Genomic DNA, 14,731 nt, shown 5'->3' on the forward strand with positions numbered 1-14,731 from the left:
ATACTGACAGACCTTACGTCTCCCACACAGGGTCCATCGCTTCAAACGTGGTGACGGTTACAACCGTGGTGGTCGGTTTTTGAGCGGGTTCACCTGTGACCCGCGACACGGCACACTGCGCGCAAATCAGAAATGAGCAAAGTTCAAATATGGTGAGAGGCGGAGCAACTCGGGGTTCGCCGAGCCCGGAACCGTTCAGCGAACTTCGCGCGCGGCGAGAATCGCCTCGACGTACGGACCCAGCAACTCCGCGAGTTCGGACGGGGCGTTGCTGCCCGGGGCGGGCGGAGTCGGGATGTAGCTGAGCGCGATGCGGACCACGGCGTGCGCCAGGATCCGCGACTGTTCCGCCGTCGCGTTCACCCAGCTGTGCTCGAACACCGAGGCCAACCGCGCACCGGCGTGCTCGAGCAGCGGCCCCGCGTCCAGCGTGATCAGGCGCAGCAGATCCAGTTTCACCTCGCCGGCCAGCAACGACCGGACCAGCGGGTCGGACGCCGCGTCCAGGAAGAAGCCCGACAGCCCCTCCCGGAACGCGGCCCGCACATCACCCACATTGCCCGCGATGGCGGCGCGCACGTGGTCGACCAGGTCGTCGGCCAGCCGCAGCGCGTAGGCCTGCGCCAAGCCGGAGCGGGAACCGAACTCGTTGTAGAGCGTCTGCCTGCTCACCCCGGCGCGGCCGGCCACGTCGCCGAGGGTGATCTTGGACCAGTCGCGTTCGGTGAGCAGTTCGCGCATCGCGTCGAGGACGGAGGCGCGCAGCAGTTCCCGCGCCGCCTCCTGATACGGGACCCTCGGACCTGTGCGCGGCATACCCGCGAGGTTGTCACGGGCATCGGCCGCAGTCAAAATCTCACGACCGCTCGATCTCGACCATGAAGAAGTCGGCCTTGGCCGCGCCGCAGTCCGGACAGGTCCAGTCGTCGGGGATGTCGTCCCACCGGGTGCCCGGCGCGATGCCGTCCTCCGGCCAGCCTTTCGCCTCGTCGTACTCGAAACCGCACTGGATGCACTGGAAGAGCTTGTACTCGGTCACTTGCTCGACACCTCCACCGGTTCGAAGTCGATCTTGTCGCGAACGCCACAATCCGGGCAGTTCCAATCGTCGGGCACCGCGTCCCACGACGTGCCGGGCGGGAAGCCCTCGTGCGGCGCGCCTTTCGCTTCGTCGAAGACGTAGTCGCACACCGGACAGCGATACGAACTCATGCCCGCTCCTGCGCCCCGTAGCGCGCGAGCACCCGCTCGCGCTTGGCCGGATGGATATTGGCGCGGGTGATGTCGCCGTCGTAGTGCGCGAGCACCCGCTTGTCCATCACCTTGCGCCACAGCGGCGGAAAGTAGGCCAGCAGGATCATGCTCGCGTAGCCGCTGGGCAGGTTCGGCGCGCCGTCCCAGCTGCGCAGCGTCTGGTAACGCCGCGTCGGGTAGGCGTGGTGATCGCTGTGCCGCTGCAGGTGGTACAGGAAGATATTGGTGACGATGTGGTCGCTGTTCCAGCTGTGCGTCGGGGCGGGCCGCTCGTACCGGCCCGACGCGGTGCGCTGGCGCACCAGCCCGTAGTGCTCGAGGTAGTTGACCGCCTCGAGCAGGCTGAATCCCACTACCGCCTGCAGGATCAGGTATGGCAGCACCTCGAGCCCGAACACCGCGACCAGCGCCGCGTACAGCACCACCGACATCGCCCACGCCGAGAGCACCTCGTTGTGCCGCGACCACGGCTTCTTGCCCAGCCGCTCCAATCGCGCCTTCTCCAGGTGCCACGCGGACTTCAGGCTGCCCCACACGGTGCGCGGCCAGAACGCCCAGAAGGTCTCGCCCACACGGGAACTCGCCGGATCCTCGGGGGTGGCGACGCGCACGTGATGGCCGCGGTTGTGCTCGATGTAGAAGTGGCCGTAGAAGGACTGGGCCAGCGCGATGCGCGAGAGCCAGCGCTCCAGATCGACCTTCTTGTGCCCGAGTTCGTGGGCGGTGTTGATGCCGATGCCGCCGATCATGCCGACGGTGATGGCGATGCCGATCTTGTCGGCCACGTGCAGCCCGCCGTCGATGCCGAGCCAGGACAGATCGCCCGCGGTGATCAGGTAGCAGGCCATGATCAGCGAGGCGTACTGGAACGGCAGGTACAGGTAGGTGAGGTAGCGGTAGTACCTGTCGTTCTCCAGGTACTCCATGACCTCGTCGGGCGGGTTGTCCCCGTCGGGGCCGAAGAAGATGTCGGCCAGCGGGATCACCAGGTACACCAGGATCGGCCCGAGCCAGAACGGCACGTGCGCGAGTTCGGTCCACCCCAGCTGATTGAGCGCCCAGATCATCGGCAGCCCGATCGTGAACAGTCCGGTCGGCGCGAACAGCCCCCACAGCCACCAGTAGCGCTTGCGGTCCCGCCAGGCCGGAACCTCGACCGGGCGATCCGGCGCGTCGGCTTCCGTCGACATCGTTGTCTCCCATCACGCGGCGTCACGCTGTGACGCGCACAACATCCTGCTTTTGACAGTAGAACGCCGACTGTCGTCTGTCTATACAAATGACAAGATTTGTAAAGTTGTGACGGGTGGGGTTCTTGTGACGTGGACAAAACGGGGCACGCCCGGTTCGGCGCGTGGACCGAACGGGGCGTGCAAGGTCGCCGGTTGCCGGTCGGCTGATGGCTGAACCGATCCCGGCGTGCGGGAAGGACGGAGCGGGCCGACGCCCGGCCGCGCGAGCCCGTCAGCGCAGGAGCACGTCCGCGTCGGCGGGCAGGGCGTCGACCGGCCACCAGCGCAGGTCGGTGGACTCCGCGCTGCGGATCGGGACGGCGCCGGGCGGGGCGGTGATGCGGAACAGGAGGTCGAGGTGGCGGGTGGGCCGGCCGAGGGAGCAGGTGATGGGGTGGGCCTGGGCGCCGTAGAGACCGGGTTCGAGGCGCAGGCCCGCGATGCCGGATTCCTCGGTGGCCTCGCGGAACGCGGCGGCGGACACGGTGTCGTCGGACTCCTCGCAGTGCCCGCCGAGCTGGATCCAGCGGCCGACCCTGGGGTGCAGGGTCAGCAGGATCTCGCCGCCGTCATGGGAGAACACCAGCGCCGAGGCCGTGATGTGCCCGGGGGCATGTTCGCGTAGGCAGCCGCGCGGTGCGGAACCGAGGAACGCGAGCATCGCCTCACGCAGCGATTGATCGGAACCCGCACTCGGCGACCAGGATTCGAGCAGTTCGGTCGCGGAGGCGTGCAACGACTCGGCGCTCATCGGGGGCACCTCGCCGCGGGCGCACCACTCACAGCTCCACCAGCCCCGCCCCGGAGGGCACAGGCGTACGCGGAGCCAGCTCCTCGAGCGGGTGTCCGATCGCGATGGCGCCCAACGGGTTCCAGTCGGACTCCAGGCCCAGCACCTCGCGGGTGATCTCCGGGGCGAAGATGGTGGACCCGATCCAGCAGCTGCCGATGCCTTCGGTCGCCAGCGCCACGAGCAGGCCCTGCACGGCCGCGCCCACGGCGACGGTGAACATGGTGCGCTCGGCCGCGCGGCGACGCTCGTCGGGATAGTCGTGCGCCCCGTCGGGCACGCACACCGGAATGATCACCTCGGGGGCGTCGCGCAGAATCTGCCCGCGCCCCACCCGGCGTTCGACGCGCTCGGGGTCCAGACCGTCCCCGGCGAGGTCGGCGCGCCACTTGTCCGCCATAGCGTTCAGCAGCCGGGCCCGCTTCTCCGGATCGCGCACCCACACGAACCGCACCGGCCGCGTATGGTGCGGCGCCGGCGCCGTCAGCGCCACCGACACCGCCGCGCGGATCCGCTCGGGATCGACAGGGGTGTCGGCGAATTGGCGCACCGATCGTCGCAACAGCACGGCTTGGCGCCGGCCCAGCTCGATCGCCTCCGCCGTGCCGAGCCAGAACAGATCCTCTTCCCCGCCGCGCAGCAGATCCGCGGCGCTGGACCCGTCATCGGTGACGGGCAGCCCGCGCACCACCGCGACGGGCACGCCGCCCAGCTTGCCCTTCACCAGATCGGCCGCGGCGGCCAGTTCATCGGCGATGGCCACCTGGGTGACGTGCAGTTCGTTGCCCTGTCCGTCCACCGCGCCCGCGTAGTCGTGCAGCACCCGCAGCCCGGCCGCGCCGATCGCGGCGTCGATCTGCCCGTTGCGCCACGCGCGGCCCATGGTGTCGGTGACGACCACCGCGACCGTCACCCCCAAGCGCTCGAAGATCGCCGTGCGCAACGCTTTCGCGCTGCCGTCGGGGTCGGCGGGCAACAACACCAGCTCGCCCTGCTCCACGTTGGAGCCGTCCACGCCCGAGGCGGCCTGCACGATGCCGAGCTTGTTCTCGGTGATCAGGGTGCGGCCCTTGCGCGCGAGCACGCGCACCGCCTCCTGGTCGACCAGCGCCCGCCGCGCGCTGTCGCGCTCCTCGGGATCGGTTGGGGCGGTGACGATCCTGCCCTCCGCCTTGGCGACGATCTTGCTCGTCACCACCAGGATGTCGCCGTCGGCCAGCCACGGCGCGGCGGCGGCGATGCGCTCGCCGAGGTCGTCCCCGGGCCGGAACTCCGGCAGTCCGGTGATCGGGCGGATGGTCAGCTCCCCCGCCGCGTGGTCGTTCACCACTTCACTCCCGCGAGATCCAGTGCCGCACGCACGATTTCGGCCGTGGTGGGCGGGTCGGTCATGAGCAAGGGCACGCTGCGCACCTCCACGCCCGGCACGTCGGCGGTGTCAGTGGTGTGGATGAGCCAGCCGTCGAGAATACCGGTGGTGGCCCGGGCGCCGTAGTGCCGGCCGACGGCCTCGGCCGTGGTCTCCACCCCGATCACCGACAGGCACTCATCGGCCATGCCGCGCAACGGTTTTCCGTCGATCACGCCCGACACCCCGATGACCTTCGCCGGCGTGGTGCGCAGCGCGCCACGAATGCCGGGCACCGCGAGGATGGACCCGATGCTCACCACGGGGTTGGACGGGGCCAGCAGCACGGCGTCGGCCGACTCTATGAGATCGATCACATTGGGCGCGGGTTTGGCCTCCTCGGCCCCGATTGTGGCGAATCCATGGGTCTCGATGTTCGCGCGGTAGCGCACCCACCACTCCTGGAAATGGATCGCGCGACGTTCGCCAGGGTTGTCCGGATCGCTCACAACGACATGCGTTTCACACCGATCGTCGGTCGCCGGGATCAGCTTCACGCCGGGTTGCCAGCGATTGCACAGAGCCTCGGTGACCGCCGAGAGGGGGTAGCCGGCGCGCAGCATTTCGGTGCGGATCAGGTGGGTGGCGATATCCCGGTCGCCCAGGCCGAACCAATCCGGCTGCGCGTGGTATTTCGCCAGTTCCTCCTTGGCGTGCCAGGTCTCGTCGATCCGGCCCCAGCCGCGCCCGGTGTCGATCCCGCCACCCAGGGTGTACATGCAGGTGTCCAGGTCGGGACAGATACGAAGGCCGTGCATCCAGACGTCGTCGCCCACGTTCACGATCGCCGCGACCTCCGCGCCGGGCAGCAGTTCGCGCACGCCCTGCAGGAAGCGCGCACCGCCGACGCCGCCGACCAGGACGACGATCTTCGGCTCGGTCGCGGGCGCGATGTCCGCTTGTTGTCCAGTCACATCCGCACAGCCTATGCGGTACCCGTGACGCACTCCGTTCACACCATATTTGCTGCTCATTTGCTATTGCGCCCATCAAGATCAGCGCGGAAATCGGTCGCGGATAGTAACGGAATAGTGTCGGCAGCTTGACCATCGACACGTACGGCGTGTCTAATCACAGTCATGTCATTCCGGGTTCGCGCGAGAGGGCAAGGCGCGGACGGCTTTTCGAACGGATGTTCGCATCGGGATGGCGAGCTCGGGGATGTCCGCGGGACAACGTCGCGGGGTACGGCCGCCGGTGTGCGCGTTGATCCGGCGGAAAGAATCATTCTGCGCTAACACACAGTGAGGAGGCGGAGCGATGACCGAAGACATGGTCTCGCGAAGCGATTCCACAGCAGGCGCAGCACGTGGCGTCTGCGCAGACATCGACCGAAGCGAGCACGACGGCGGTGACGCGGTGCCGACACCCCGGCTCAGCCTGGTCGTGACCGGCTTCGACGAGATGTTCGACACCATCGAGGAGCAGTGGCAGGAGCGTGCCCTGTGCGCGCAGACCGATCCGGAGGCGTTCTTCCCCGAGAAGGGCGGCTCGACCCGCGAGGCGAAACGGATCTGCATGGGCTGCGAGGTACGCGACGAGTGCCTGGAATACGCCCTCGCCCACGATGAGCGCTTCGGCATCTGGGGCGGCCTCTCCGAGCGGGAGCGTCGTCGCCTCAAGCGCGGCATCGGCTGACAGTACGGTGTCGCACCGGCCTCCGCGGCGGGGTCGGTGCGAGTTCACCCCGGTGCCCTGATTCCCCTAGATTCGGAGCATGTCCCGTTCCCGCAATCGACGACCGCCGACCGCGCGTTCGGTGATCCGGCGCGGCCGCGGTGTGCGCGGGCCCATGCTGCCCCCCACCGTCCCCGCGTGGCGAACCCGCGGCCAGCAGTTCGACCGGCTGGTGCTGGAGGCGTTCGCCCCGCTCGACAGTCGCTGGCACGACCGGCTCACCAAGCTCGACATCGCCGTCGACGACGTGCCGAAAATCCGCCCGCTGCATCCCGATACGGTCACCTGGCCCGACGAGGTGGTGGCCGACGGCCCGGTGCCGCTGTCGCGCCTGGTGCCCGCCGGCGTGGACCGGCACGGCCAGGCCACCCGGGCGCGCGTGGTCCTGTTCCGCAAGCCGCTGGAGTTGCGCGCGGGCGATCCCGACGATCTGGTCGACCTGCTGCGCGAGGTGCTCGTCCAGCAGATCGCGACGTATCTGGGCGTGGATCCCGATCTCATCGATCCCGAGGCGTGAGAACACCGGTGTGAGCCGAGACTCGCACCCGCGTGTCTGTCCACATCCGGGGGTCGAGGGGGTTACTCTCATCGGCGTGATCCCCATGCGTCGTTGCTGCCGACCCGGCTGCAAGAACCCGGCCGTCGCGACGCTCACCTATGTGTACTCGGACTCGACCGCGGTGGTCGGCCCGCTCGCGACGGTGGCCGAACCGCACTCCTGGGATCTGTGCGAAACCCACGCCTCCCGGATCACCGCCCCGAAGGGCTGGGAACTGGTCCGCCACGAGGGCGGGTTCTCCACCACCCCGGACGACGACGATCTGACCGCACTGGCCGAGGCCGTCCGCGAAGCCGGACTGCGCCGCCGCCCCCCGGAACCCGATCAGCGCGGTTACCGCGACTACGCGCCCCCGCCGCCGCGCCCCACGCGCACCGGCCGCCGCGGCCATCTACGGGTCCTGCCCGATCCGCCCAACTGATCCTCCGCGGATCCCGCCCTGGCCTCCACCTCCCGCTGAGATCCCGGCCCGCCGTCGAGCATTCGCGGATCCGAGCCGCCGCACCCCGACCTCCTGCCGCACCCCTGACCTCCAGCGGCCCGCCACTCCCCACATCGACTCCGCGACAACGGATCGCCTCGACGCCCGGCCGCGCGCGGTTCCGCTCACCTCCCGCCCGAGCACACACAGTCCCCCAACCGGACGAAACGCCGAAACCGACTGCGCGCCCGGATCTCCCGGAGCGTCCGCCACCCGCCGTATCGCCGCCCGCCAACCGCGCGGCAAGCGGAAATCGGGCCGCCCGGCAGGGACCGTCCCGGCCCCGCGCGCGGGCACACTAGGGTAGGTGCCATGACAGTCGCCCGCTCTGCCGAATTCGTGAACGCGGTGATCAAGGCTTACGACGTTCGCGGTGTGGTCGGTGAACAGATCGACGCGCGGTTCGTCGGTGACGTGGGCGCCTCGTTCGCCCGGCTGATGCGCGCCGAGGGCGCCACCCGCGTGGTGATCGGCCACGATATGCGCGCCTCCTCCCCCGAACTGTCCGAGGCGTTCGCCGAGGGCGTGCGCGAGCAGGGCCTGGATGTGGTGCACATCGGCCTGGCCTCCACCGATCAGCTGTATTTCGCCTCCGGCCACCTCGGCTGCCCCGGCGCCATGTTCACCGCGAGCCACAATCCGGCCCGCTACAACGGCATCAAGCTGTGCCGCGCCAACGCGCTGCCGGTCGGGCAGGACACCGGCCTGGCGACCATCAAAGACGAAGTGATCGCGGGCGTGCCCGCGCACGACGGCCCGCGCGGCGGCGAGAGCCGGGTCGACCTGCTCGCCGACTACGCGAAGTTCCTGCGCGGCCTGGTCGACCTGGAGAACATCCGCCCCCTCACCATCGCGGTGGACGCGGGCAACGGCATGGGCGGGCACACGGTGCCCGAGGTGCTCGGCACGCTCGCCCCCATCACGATCGTGCCGCTCTACTTCGAGCTGGACGGCACCTTCCCCAACCACGAGGCCAACCCCCTCGACCCGAAGAACCTGGTGGACCTGCAGCGCCTGGTGCGCGAGTCCGGCGCCGACATCGGCCTGGCCTTCGACGGCGACGCCGACCGCTGCTTCGTGGTGGACGAGTTGGGCGAGCCGGTCTCGCCGTCCGCGATCACCGCGCTGGTCGCCGAGCGCGAGCTCGCCAAGGAGCCGGGCGCCACCATCATCCACAACCTGATCACCTCGCGCGCCGTACCCGAGCTGGTGCACGAACTGGGCGGCACGCCGGTGCGCACCCGGGTCGGGCACTCGTTCATCAAGCAGCAGATGGCCGCCACCGGCGCGGTGTTCGGCGGCGAGCATTCCGCGCACTACTACTTCCGCGATTTCTGGGGCGCCGACTCCGGCATGCTCGCCGCGCTGCATGTGCTGGCCGCGCTCGGGGAGAAGGACCGCCCGGTGTCGGAGCTGATGGCCGCCTACACCACCTACGCCGCCTCCGGGGAGATCAACTCCACGGTCGACGACGCCGCCGCGCGGACGATGGCGGTGCTGGACGCCTTCGGCGACCGGGCGCAGTCGGTGGACCGGCTGGACGGCGTCACGGTGCAGCTGGCCGACCACGCCTGGTTCAACCTGCGCGCCTCCAACACCGAACCGCTGCTGCGTCTCAACGTCGAGGCCCGATCGCCGGAGGAAGTAGACGCACTCGTAACCGAGATTCTGGGCATCGTCCGGTCCTGACTGGAATAGTGGAATCACAGACAGTGGATTCGCCCGACCCGGGCTCGGTGTGGACGATCCGGACGCAGCGCGATGAGGGGAGGTGGAACGCGGAGATGATCGCGGGAACACCGGTGCTCGACCTCGACGATGCCGCTTCGCTCGAGGCAGCCGACAACGGCGGCGCACTGCGCTCGGCCGCCTCCGGCGGCGCCCAGGTCCGGGCCACGGCGGCAGCCGTCGCCGAACAGGCCCTGGCTCGCCTCACCGATCTGCGCCCGCGCAGCCTGGTACTGGTCTCCGGTTCCGGGCGGGCGGCGCGCGCCGCGGCGATCCTGGTGGCCGCGCTGGGCGACCGGGCGGGCATGCCGGTGGTGCCGGTGTCGGCGCTGCCGCCCTGGGTCGGCCCGCTGGACGTGGTGCTCGTCGCGGGGGACGACGCGGGCGATCCGCGCCTGATCGACGCGGTGGACCGCGCGCTGCGCCGCGGCGCCGAGGTGGTCGTGGCCGCACCGCTGGAGGGTCCGCTGCGCGCCGTCGCGGCGGGTCGCGCCGCCGTGCTGGAGCCGCGGGTCCCGGTGCTCGATCACAACCGCCTGCTGCGCTATCTGGCGGCCGGAATCGCCGTCCTGCGCCTGGTGGACCCGGGCCGCACCGGCGCGTCCGTGCCGGACCTGACGGAGCTGGCCGACGTGCTGGACGCGGAGGCGTTGCGCGACGGCCCGCACAACGAGGTCTTCCACAATCCCGCCAAGACGCTGGCCGCGCGCATGCAGCAGCGCGGTGTGGTGCTGGCGGGCGACTCCCCCGCCGCGGCCGAGCTGGCCGGGCACGGTTCCGAGGTGCTGTTGCAGGCCGCGGGCCGTCTGGCCGCCGAGGCCGAACTGGCCGAGGCCGTCGCGGCGCTGCCGCGGCTCACCGCCGCCGCGGGCGCCGCGGCCCCCGACTTCGATCCGCTGTTCCACGACGAGGAACTCGACGGTCCCGCACCGGTCGAGCGGGTCCGGGTGTTCGTGCTCAGCGCCGACGCCGATCAGTCGGCCGCGCGGCGCAGGCTCGCCGTCTTCGGCGGCGACTCCTCGGCCCTGGTCGACGCCGATCTGGTGAGCGCCGATGTGGACCTGCTGCGCAGCGGGCTCACCGACCCGGCCGCACCCACCCCGCCCGAGGACGCCGAAACACCCTCGCGCGGCACCGAACTCGAACAGCTGGCGGTGCTGGCGCTGCGCCTGGAGATGGCCGCCGCCTATCTGCGGCTGATCGGCTCGCACGGCACCGACACCTCCGCGCGAGCGCCCTACGGCGGCGACCAGTACGACGGGGGACGCTACTAGTGCACGAACTCGTTGGTGCACTGCGTTCCTACGCTTGGGGTTCGCGCACCGCGCTCGCTCGGCTGTGCGGAAGGCCGGTCCCGTCGGCTCATCCGGAGGCCGAACTCTGGTTCGGCGCGCACCCCGCCGACCCCGCGCACGTGAAAGCCGCCGAGGGCACGCTGTCGCTGCTGGAACTGGTGGCGGCCGATCCGGAGGGCGAACTCGGCGCCGTCGCGGGCGAATTCGGCGGCAAGCTGCCGTTCCTGCTGAAGATCCTCGCGGCCGAGGAGCCGCTGTCGCTACAGGCGCATCCCTCGGCGGCGCAGGCGAAGGCGGGCTACGAACGCGAGAATCGCGCACGGGTGCCGCTGGATTCGCCGATGCGCAACTATCGCGACGACAACCACAAGCCCGAACTCGTGGTGGCACTGGACCGTTTCGAGGCACTGGCCGGGTTCCGCGAACCCCGCCGCACGGTCGAACTGTTCCGCGCGCTCGAGGTGCCCCAGCTCGTCTCCTACGCGGATATGCTGGCCGCCCAACCGGATTCGGCCGGCCTGCGCACCCTGTTCACCACCTGGATCACGCTGCCGCAGCCGGTGCTGGCCACCCTGCTGCCCGCCGTGCTGGACGGCTGCGTGCGCTACCTGTCCGGAAAAGGCAAGCGGCCCTTCGCCGCCGAGGCGCGCACCGCGCTGGAACTGGCCGAGGTGTACCCGGGCGACGCGGGCGTGCTCGCGGCGCTGCTGCTCAACCGCGTGACGCTGGAACCCGGTCAGGGCCTGTACCTTTCGGCCGGCAACCTGCACGCCTACCTGCACGGGCTTGGCGTGGAGATCATGGCGAACTCCGACAACGTGCTGCGCGGCGGGCTCACCCCCAAGCACGTCGACGTCCCGGAGCTGTTGCGGGTGCTGGACTTCGAGCCCATCGACCTGCCCGCCGTGCTGCCCGAACCCGCGGGCGACGGCTCGGTGCGCTACCGCACGCCCGCGCCGGAATTCGCGCTGCGCCGCTTCGACCTCACCGAGGGGTCGGGTCAGGTGCCGCTCATGTCGGCGGGCCCCGGCATCGTGCTGTGCACCGGGGGCACGGTGCGACTGCTGCGCGACGAGACCGAACTGATCCTGGGCCGCGGCTCGGCCGCGTGGATCTCGGCATCCGACAACGATATTCGTGCCCAGACCGTGGACGGACCGGCCCAGGTCTTCTGCGCGTGCGTCGGGCCGGGGGCCTGAACCGAGACGTCCCGGCGTGAGCGCGCTATCTTGACCGAGGTTCGCGCATACGAGAGAGGGCGGTCGGACATGTCGGCTAGCGGTGGGAAGAAGGCGATTCTGGCCGCGTTGGTGGCGAACGCGGGTATCGCGGTGGCGAAGTTCGTCGGCGCCGCGATCACCGGATCGGCGTCGATGCTGGCCGAGGGCGTGCACTCGGTGGCCGATACCTCCAACCAGGCCCTGCTGCTCTACGGCCAGCGCGCCGCCGCGAAGGAGGCCACCGAGCTACACCCGTTCGGGTACGGCCGCAACCGGTACTTCTATTCGTTCGTCGTTGCGCTGGTGCTGTTCACCCTCGGTTCGGTGTACGCGCTCTACGAGGGCATCCACAAGGTGCAGCACCCCGAGGAGCTGAACTCGCCGATCGTCGCGATCGTCATCCTGGTGATCGCGATCGCGCTGGAGACCTACAGCTTCATGACGGCGGTGAAGGAATCCCGCCCGCTCAAGGGCGGCGCGAGCTGGTGGCGGTTCATCCGCAACTCGCGCAGCCCCGAGCTGCCCGTGGTGCTGCTGGAGGACACGGGCGCGCTGGTCGGCCTGATCCTGGCGCTGTTCGGCGTCGGCCTGACGATGATCACCGGCGACCCGGTGTGGGACGGCGTCGGCACCCTGTGCATCGGCGTGCTGCTCGGCGTTATCGCGATCATCCTGATCATCGAGATGCAGAGCCTGCTCATCGGCGAGGGCGCCACCCCCGAAGAGGACCGCGCCATCCGCGAGAGCCTGGTCGACGGCGAGCGCATCGACCGCCTGATCCACCTCAAGACCCAGTACATCGGCCCCGAGGAGATCCTGGTCGCCGCCAAGGTGTCGGTGGTGCGGGGACTCGACATAGCCACCATCGCGGCCGCCATCGACGCCGCCGAGGCCCGGGTGCGCCGGGCCGTGCCCGCGGCGCGCACCATCTACATCGAGCCGGATCTGTATCGCACGGAGAACAGTCCGGCCAAGTGAGCGAGGCCGCGTCCGGATACGGCCTTCCGGTCGTTGCGCGCAAGTCATTTCGCGGCGACGCTCAGGTCCGGGCTGGGTCGTGTTTCGCGGCACGCGCACGTGCGGACCGGGCAGGTTCCGCGGCAACGCTCGAGTCCAGACCAGGCGTGTTCCGCGGCACGCTCACGTTCGGACCGGGTCGTGTTCCGCGACAGCGCACACGTTCGGACCGGGTCGTGTTCCGCCGCAGCACTCAGGTGCGGACCGGGTCGTGTTCCGTGGCGAACGCCAGCAGCCTCTGCATCACCTTGTCCTTGATGGCCCACGGCATTTCGTGGCCGACGCCGGGGTAGACCTCGATGTCGGCCGCGGGGATGTGGTCGCGGATGCGGCGGGCGACGGCCTCCGGATCGTTGACCACCGTCGCTGCGCCGAAAAGGACCAGCAGCGGAGCGGTGAGGGCGCGCAGCTGATCCTCGGTGAGCGGGCGCTCCCACGGCAGCGCGAACCGGTACTTGCGGCCGGCCCGCACCATCGCCCGCTCGTTCTCATCGAGTTCGAGTCCGGGCGTGAGCCATTCAGTCAGCTTGCGCATCCGCTCGTCGGTCGGTCGGAGACCCGCCACCAGGAACTTCCACAGCACGGACAAGCGCGGTCTGATGAACGCACCGCCGCTGGGCTCCAGCATGATCACGCTCGCCAACCGGTCGGAGCGGTGCGCGCCCACCACCCCTGCCATCCACGCCCCGAACGAGACGCCCGCGAGGTGCACGCGCTCGACGCCCAACCCGTCGAGGACCTCCACCACCCAGTGCGTGATATCGGCCTGGTCCAGGATGGGCGCGGTCTGCCGGCAGCGGCCCGGCCAGCCCATGATGTCGGGCGTGTAGACGACGCGGTCCTTGGACAACTCCTCGACGAACCCCCGCGACGCCATCCCGTTGCCGGTGATCCCCGGGAACAGCATGAGCGGCGCCGGTCCGCTTTCCCGCGTCGTCCCACCGATCGCAGGAGCCTCCCCGGACCTGCGCACTCGCGTTGTGCCGAACGAGGTTTCGATATCGAGGTCGGTGAACGACACCGGCCACTCCGCGCCAACCGCCTCGTACGCCCGCAGGAACGCCGCCTCGTCGGTCGCGTTCCGGAACCGTCCGATCTTCGCCATGGTCTCCCCTTTCCTCCGATCCGAGCGCTCAGGTCCGGGCTGGTTCGTGTTTCGCAGCGAAGGCCAGGAAGCGGGGGATCACCGTGTCGGTGCGCGCCCACAGCAGGTCGTGGCCGACGTCCGGGTAGGTCTCGACGTCGGCCGAGGGTACGTGGTCGCGGAGGCGGCGCGCGCCGATTTCGGGGTCGTTGACGACGGTGTCGCGGGCGAAGAGGACCAGTAGCGGGGCCGTGAGGGCGCGCAGCTGGTCGTCGGTGAGCGGACGCTCCCAGGGCAGCGCGAGCCGGAATTTGCGGCCCGCCTTCGCCATCGCCCACGCCTCGTCGTCGAGCGCGACGCTCGGCGTGAGCAGCGCCGCGATCTTACGCATGCGCCTGTCGGTCGGCCACAGCCCGGCCGCCAGGAGCTTCAGCAGCAGGCTCCACTTCGGTTTGGCGAAGGTCGCGCCGCCCGGTTCCAGCATGCTCAGGCTGGCGAGGCGATCCGAGTGCTTCGTTCCGACCAGGGCGGCCAGCCACGCGCCGACGGAATATCCGGCGAGGTGCACGCGGTCGACGCCGAGTCCGTCGAGGGTTTCCGCCAGCCAGCCGATGATGTCGTCCTGGTCCCGGATCGGCGCGGTCTGCCGACAGCGGCCGGGCCAGCCCATGATGTCGAGGGCGTAGACGACCCGGTCGCGCGCCAGTTCCTCGATGAACGGCTGCCAGAACAGGCAATTGCCGGGCATGCCCGACAGCAGCACCAACGGCGCGTGGTCGCCCGACCCGGATTTGCGTACTCGCGTTGTGCCGAAAGAGGTTTCGATATCGAGGTCGGTGTATGGGACCGGCCACCGCGCGGAGATCGCGTCGTAGGCCCGGAGGAACGCCGCCTCGGCCTTGTCGTTGGTGAACCGCCCGATTTTCGCCATGGTCTCCCCTGTTCCAAGTATGTGATATGAGCGTATCAGTTAAAGCGATACATGC

Annotated in this window: 16 protein-coding genes; 7 read left to right on the plus strand and 9 right to left on the minus strand. The window is 69.9% G+C overall.

Features of this window, described 5'->3' with window-relative positions; genetic code table 11:
• Positions 1-195: 195 nt before the first annotated feature.
• The 7 genes from DFR74_RS10945 to cofD form a co-directional block, all read right to left on the minus strand.
• Complete coding sequence (locus tag DFR74_RS10945) at positions 196-816, minus strand: TetR/AcrR family transcriptional regulator (RefSeq protein WP_067514008.1); 621 nt, start codon at positions 814-816, stop codon at positions 196-198.
• A gap of 40 nt (positions 817-856) precedes the next feature.
• The gene (locus tag DFR74_RS10950; protein ID WP_067514007.1) at positions 857-1,039 is read right to left on the minus strand and encodes a rubredoxin; all 183 of its coding nucleotides are present in this window, start codon (positions 1,037-1,039) and stop codon (positions 857-859) included.
• Positions 1,036-1,212 carry a rubredoxin gene (locus DFR74_RS10955; RefSeq protein WP_067514006.1) on the minus strand — a complete coding sequence of 59 codons (177 nt, stop codon included), beginning with the start codon at positions 1,210-1,212 and terminating at the stop codon, positions 1,036-1,038. Before DFR74_RS10955 ends, DFR74_RS10950 begins: the two co-directional genes overlap by 4 nt.
• The gene (locus tag DFR74_RS10960; protein ID WP_067514005.1) at positions 1,209-2,444 is read right to left on the minus strand and encodes an alkane 1-monooxygenase; all 1,236 of its coding nucleotides are present in this window, start codon (positions 2,442-2,444) and stop codon (positions 1,209-1,211) included. The genes DFR74_RS10955 and DFR74_RS10960 overlap by 4 nt, the downstream gene beginning before the upstream one ends.
• A gap of 274 nt (positions 2,445-2,718) precedes the next feature.
• Complete coding sequence (locus DFR74_RS10965) at positions 2,719-3,237, minus strand: NUDIX hydrolase (protein WP_067514004.1); 519 nt, start codon at positions 3,235-3,237, stop codon at positions 2,719-2,721.
• Positions 3,238-3,265: 28 nt separating this feature from the next.
• Entirely contained in the window at positions 3,266-4,606 is a 1,341-nt protein-coding gene (locus DFR74_RS10970) for a coenzyme F420-0:L-glutamate ligase (protein ID WP_067514003.1), read from the minus strand.
• Positions 4,600-5,598, minus strand: a complete 999-nt coding sequence (gene cofD, locus DFR74_RS10975; protein ID WP_232331918.1) for a 2-phospho-L-lactate transferase — start codon at positions 5,596-5,598, stop codon at positions 4,600-4,602. The genes DFR74_RS10970 and cofD overlap by 7 nt, the downstream gene beginning before the upstream one ends.
• A gap of 490 nt (positions 5,599-6,088) precedes the next feature.
• On the opposite strand from cofD, the gene DFR74_RS10980 reads away from it, so the two are divergent.
• The 7 genes from DFR74_RS10980 to DFR74_RS11010 all read left to right on the plus strand — a co-directional run bounded on the left by DFR74_RS10980 (position 6,089) and on the right by DFR74_RS11010 (position 12,622).
• Positions 6,089-6,322, plus strand: a complete 234-nt coding sequence (locus DFR74_RS10980; RefSeq protein WP_040827503.1) for a WhiB family transcriptional regulator — start codon at positions 6,089-6,091, stop codon at positions 6,320-6,322.
• Between the two features lie 79 nt (positions 6,323-6,401).
• On the plus strand, positions 6,402-6,878 hold the full coding sequence (locus tag DFR74_RS10985; protein ID WP_170160732.1) for a metallopeptidase family protein: 477 nt from the start codon (positions 6,402-6,404) through the stop codon (positions 6,876-6,878).
• Between the two features lie 85 nt (positions 6,879-6,963).
• Complete coding sequence (locus DFR74_RS10990; protein ID WP_067514027.1) at positions 6,964-7,341, plus strand: DUF3499 domain-containing protein; 378 nt, start codon at positions 6,964-6,966, stop codon at positions 7,339-7,341.
• Positions 7,342-7,713: 372 nt separating this feature from the next.
• Positions 7,714-9,090 (plus strand): phosphomannomutase/phosphoglucomutase, encoded by a 1,377-nt coding sequence (locus DFR74_RS10995; RefSeq protein ID WP_067514002.1) that lies wholly within the window; start codon positions 7,714-7,716, stop codon positions 9,088-9,090.
• 95 nt (positions 9,091-9,185) lie between these two features.
• Positions 9,186-10,403 (plus strand): tobH protein, encoded by a 1,218-nt coding sequence (locus DFR74_RS11000; RefSeq protein ID WP_113975091.1) that lies wholly within the window; start codon positions 9,186-9,188, stop codon positions 10,401-10,403.
• Positions 10,403-11,623 carry a mannose-6-phosphate isomerase, class I gene (gene manA / locus DFR74_RS11005; RefSeq protein WP_067511000.1) on the plus strand — a complete coding sequence of 407 codons (1,221 nt, stop codon included), beginning with the start codon at positions 10,403-10,405 and terminating at the stop codon, positions 11,621-11,623. Before DFR74_RS11000 ends, manA begins: the two co-directional genes overlap by 1 nt.
• Positions 11,624-11,692: 69 nt before the next feature.
• Entirely contained in the window at positions 11,693-12,622 is a 930-nt protein-coding gene (locus tag DFR74_RS11010) for a cation diffusion facilitator family transporter (RefSeq protein WP_067511001.1), read from the plus strand.
• Positions 12,623-12,854: 232 nt separating this feature from the next.
• Here DFR74_RS11010 and DFR74_RS11015 read toward each other — a convergent pair whose 3' ends face one another.
• Together DFR74_RS11015 and DFR74_RS11020 are read right to left on the minus strand one after the other, a co-directional pair.
• Positions 12,855-13,766, minus strand: coding sequence for an alpha/beta fold hydrolase (locus DFR74_RS11015; RefSeq protein WP_067511002.1), 912 nt, complete (start codon positions 13,764-13,766; stop codon positions 12,855-12,857).
• A gap of 28 nt (positions 13,767-13,794) precedes the next feature.
• Positions 13,795-14,676, minus strand: coding sequence for an alpha/beta fold hydrolase (locus DFR74_RS11020; RefSeq protein WP_067511003.1), 882 nt, complete (start codon positions 14,674-14,676; stop codon positions 13,795-13,797).
• Between the last annotated feature and the right edge of the window lie 55 nt (positions 14,677-14,731).

It is taken from the genome of Nocardia puris, assembly GCF_003315035.1.
Taxonomy (GTDB): domain Bacteria; phylum Actinomycetota; class Actinomycetes; order Mycobacteriales; family Mycobacteriaceae; genus Nocardia; species Nocardia puris.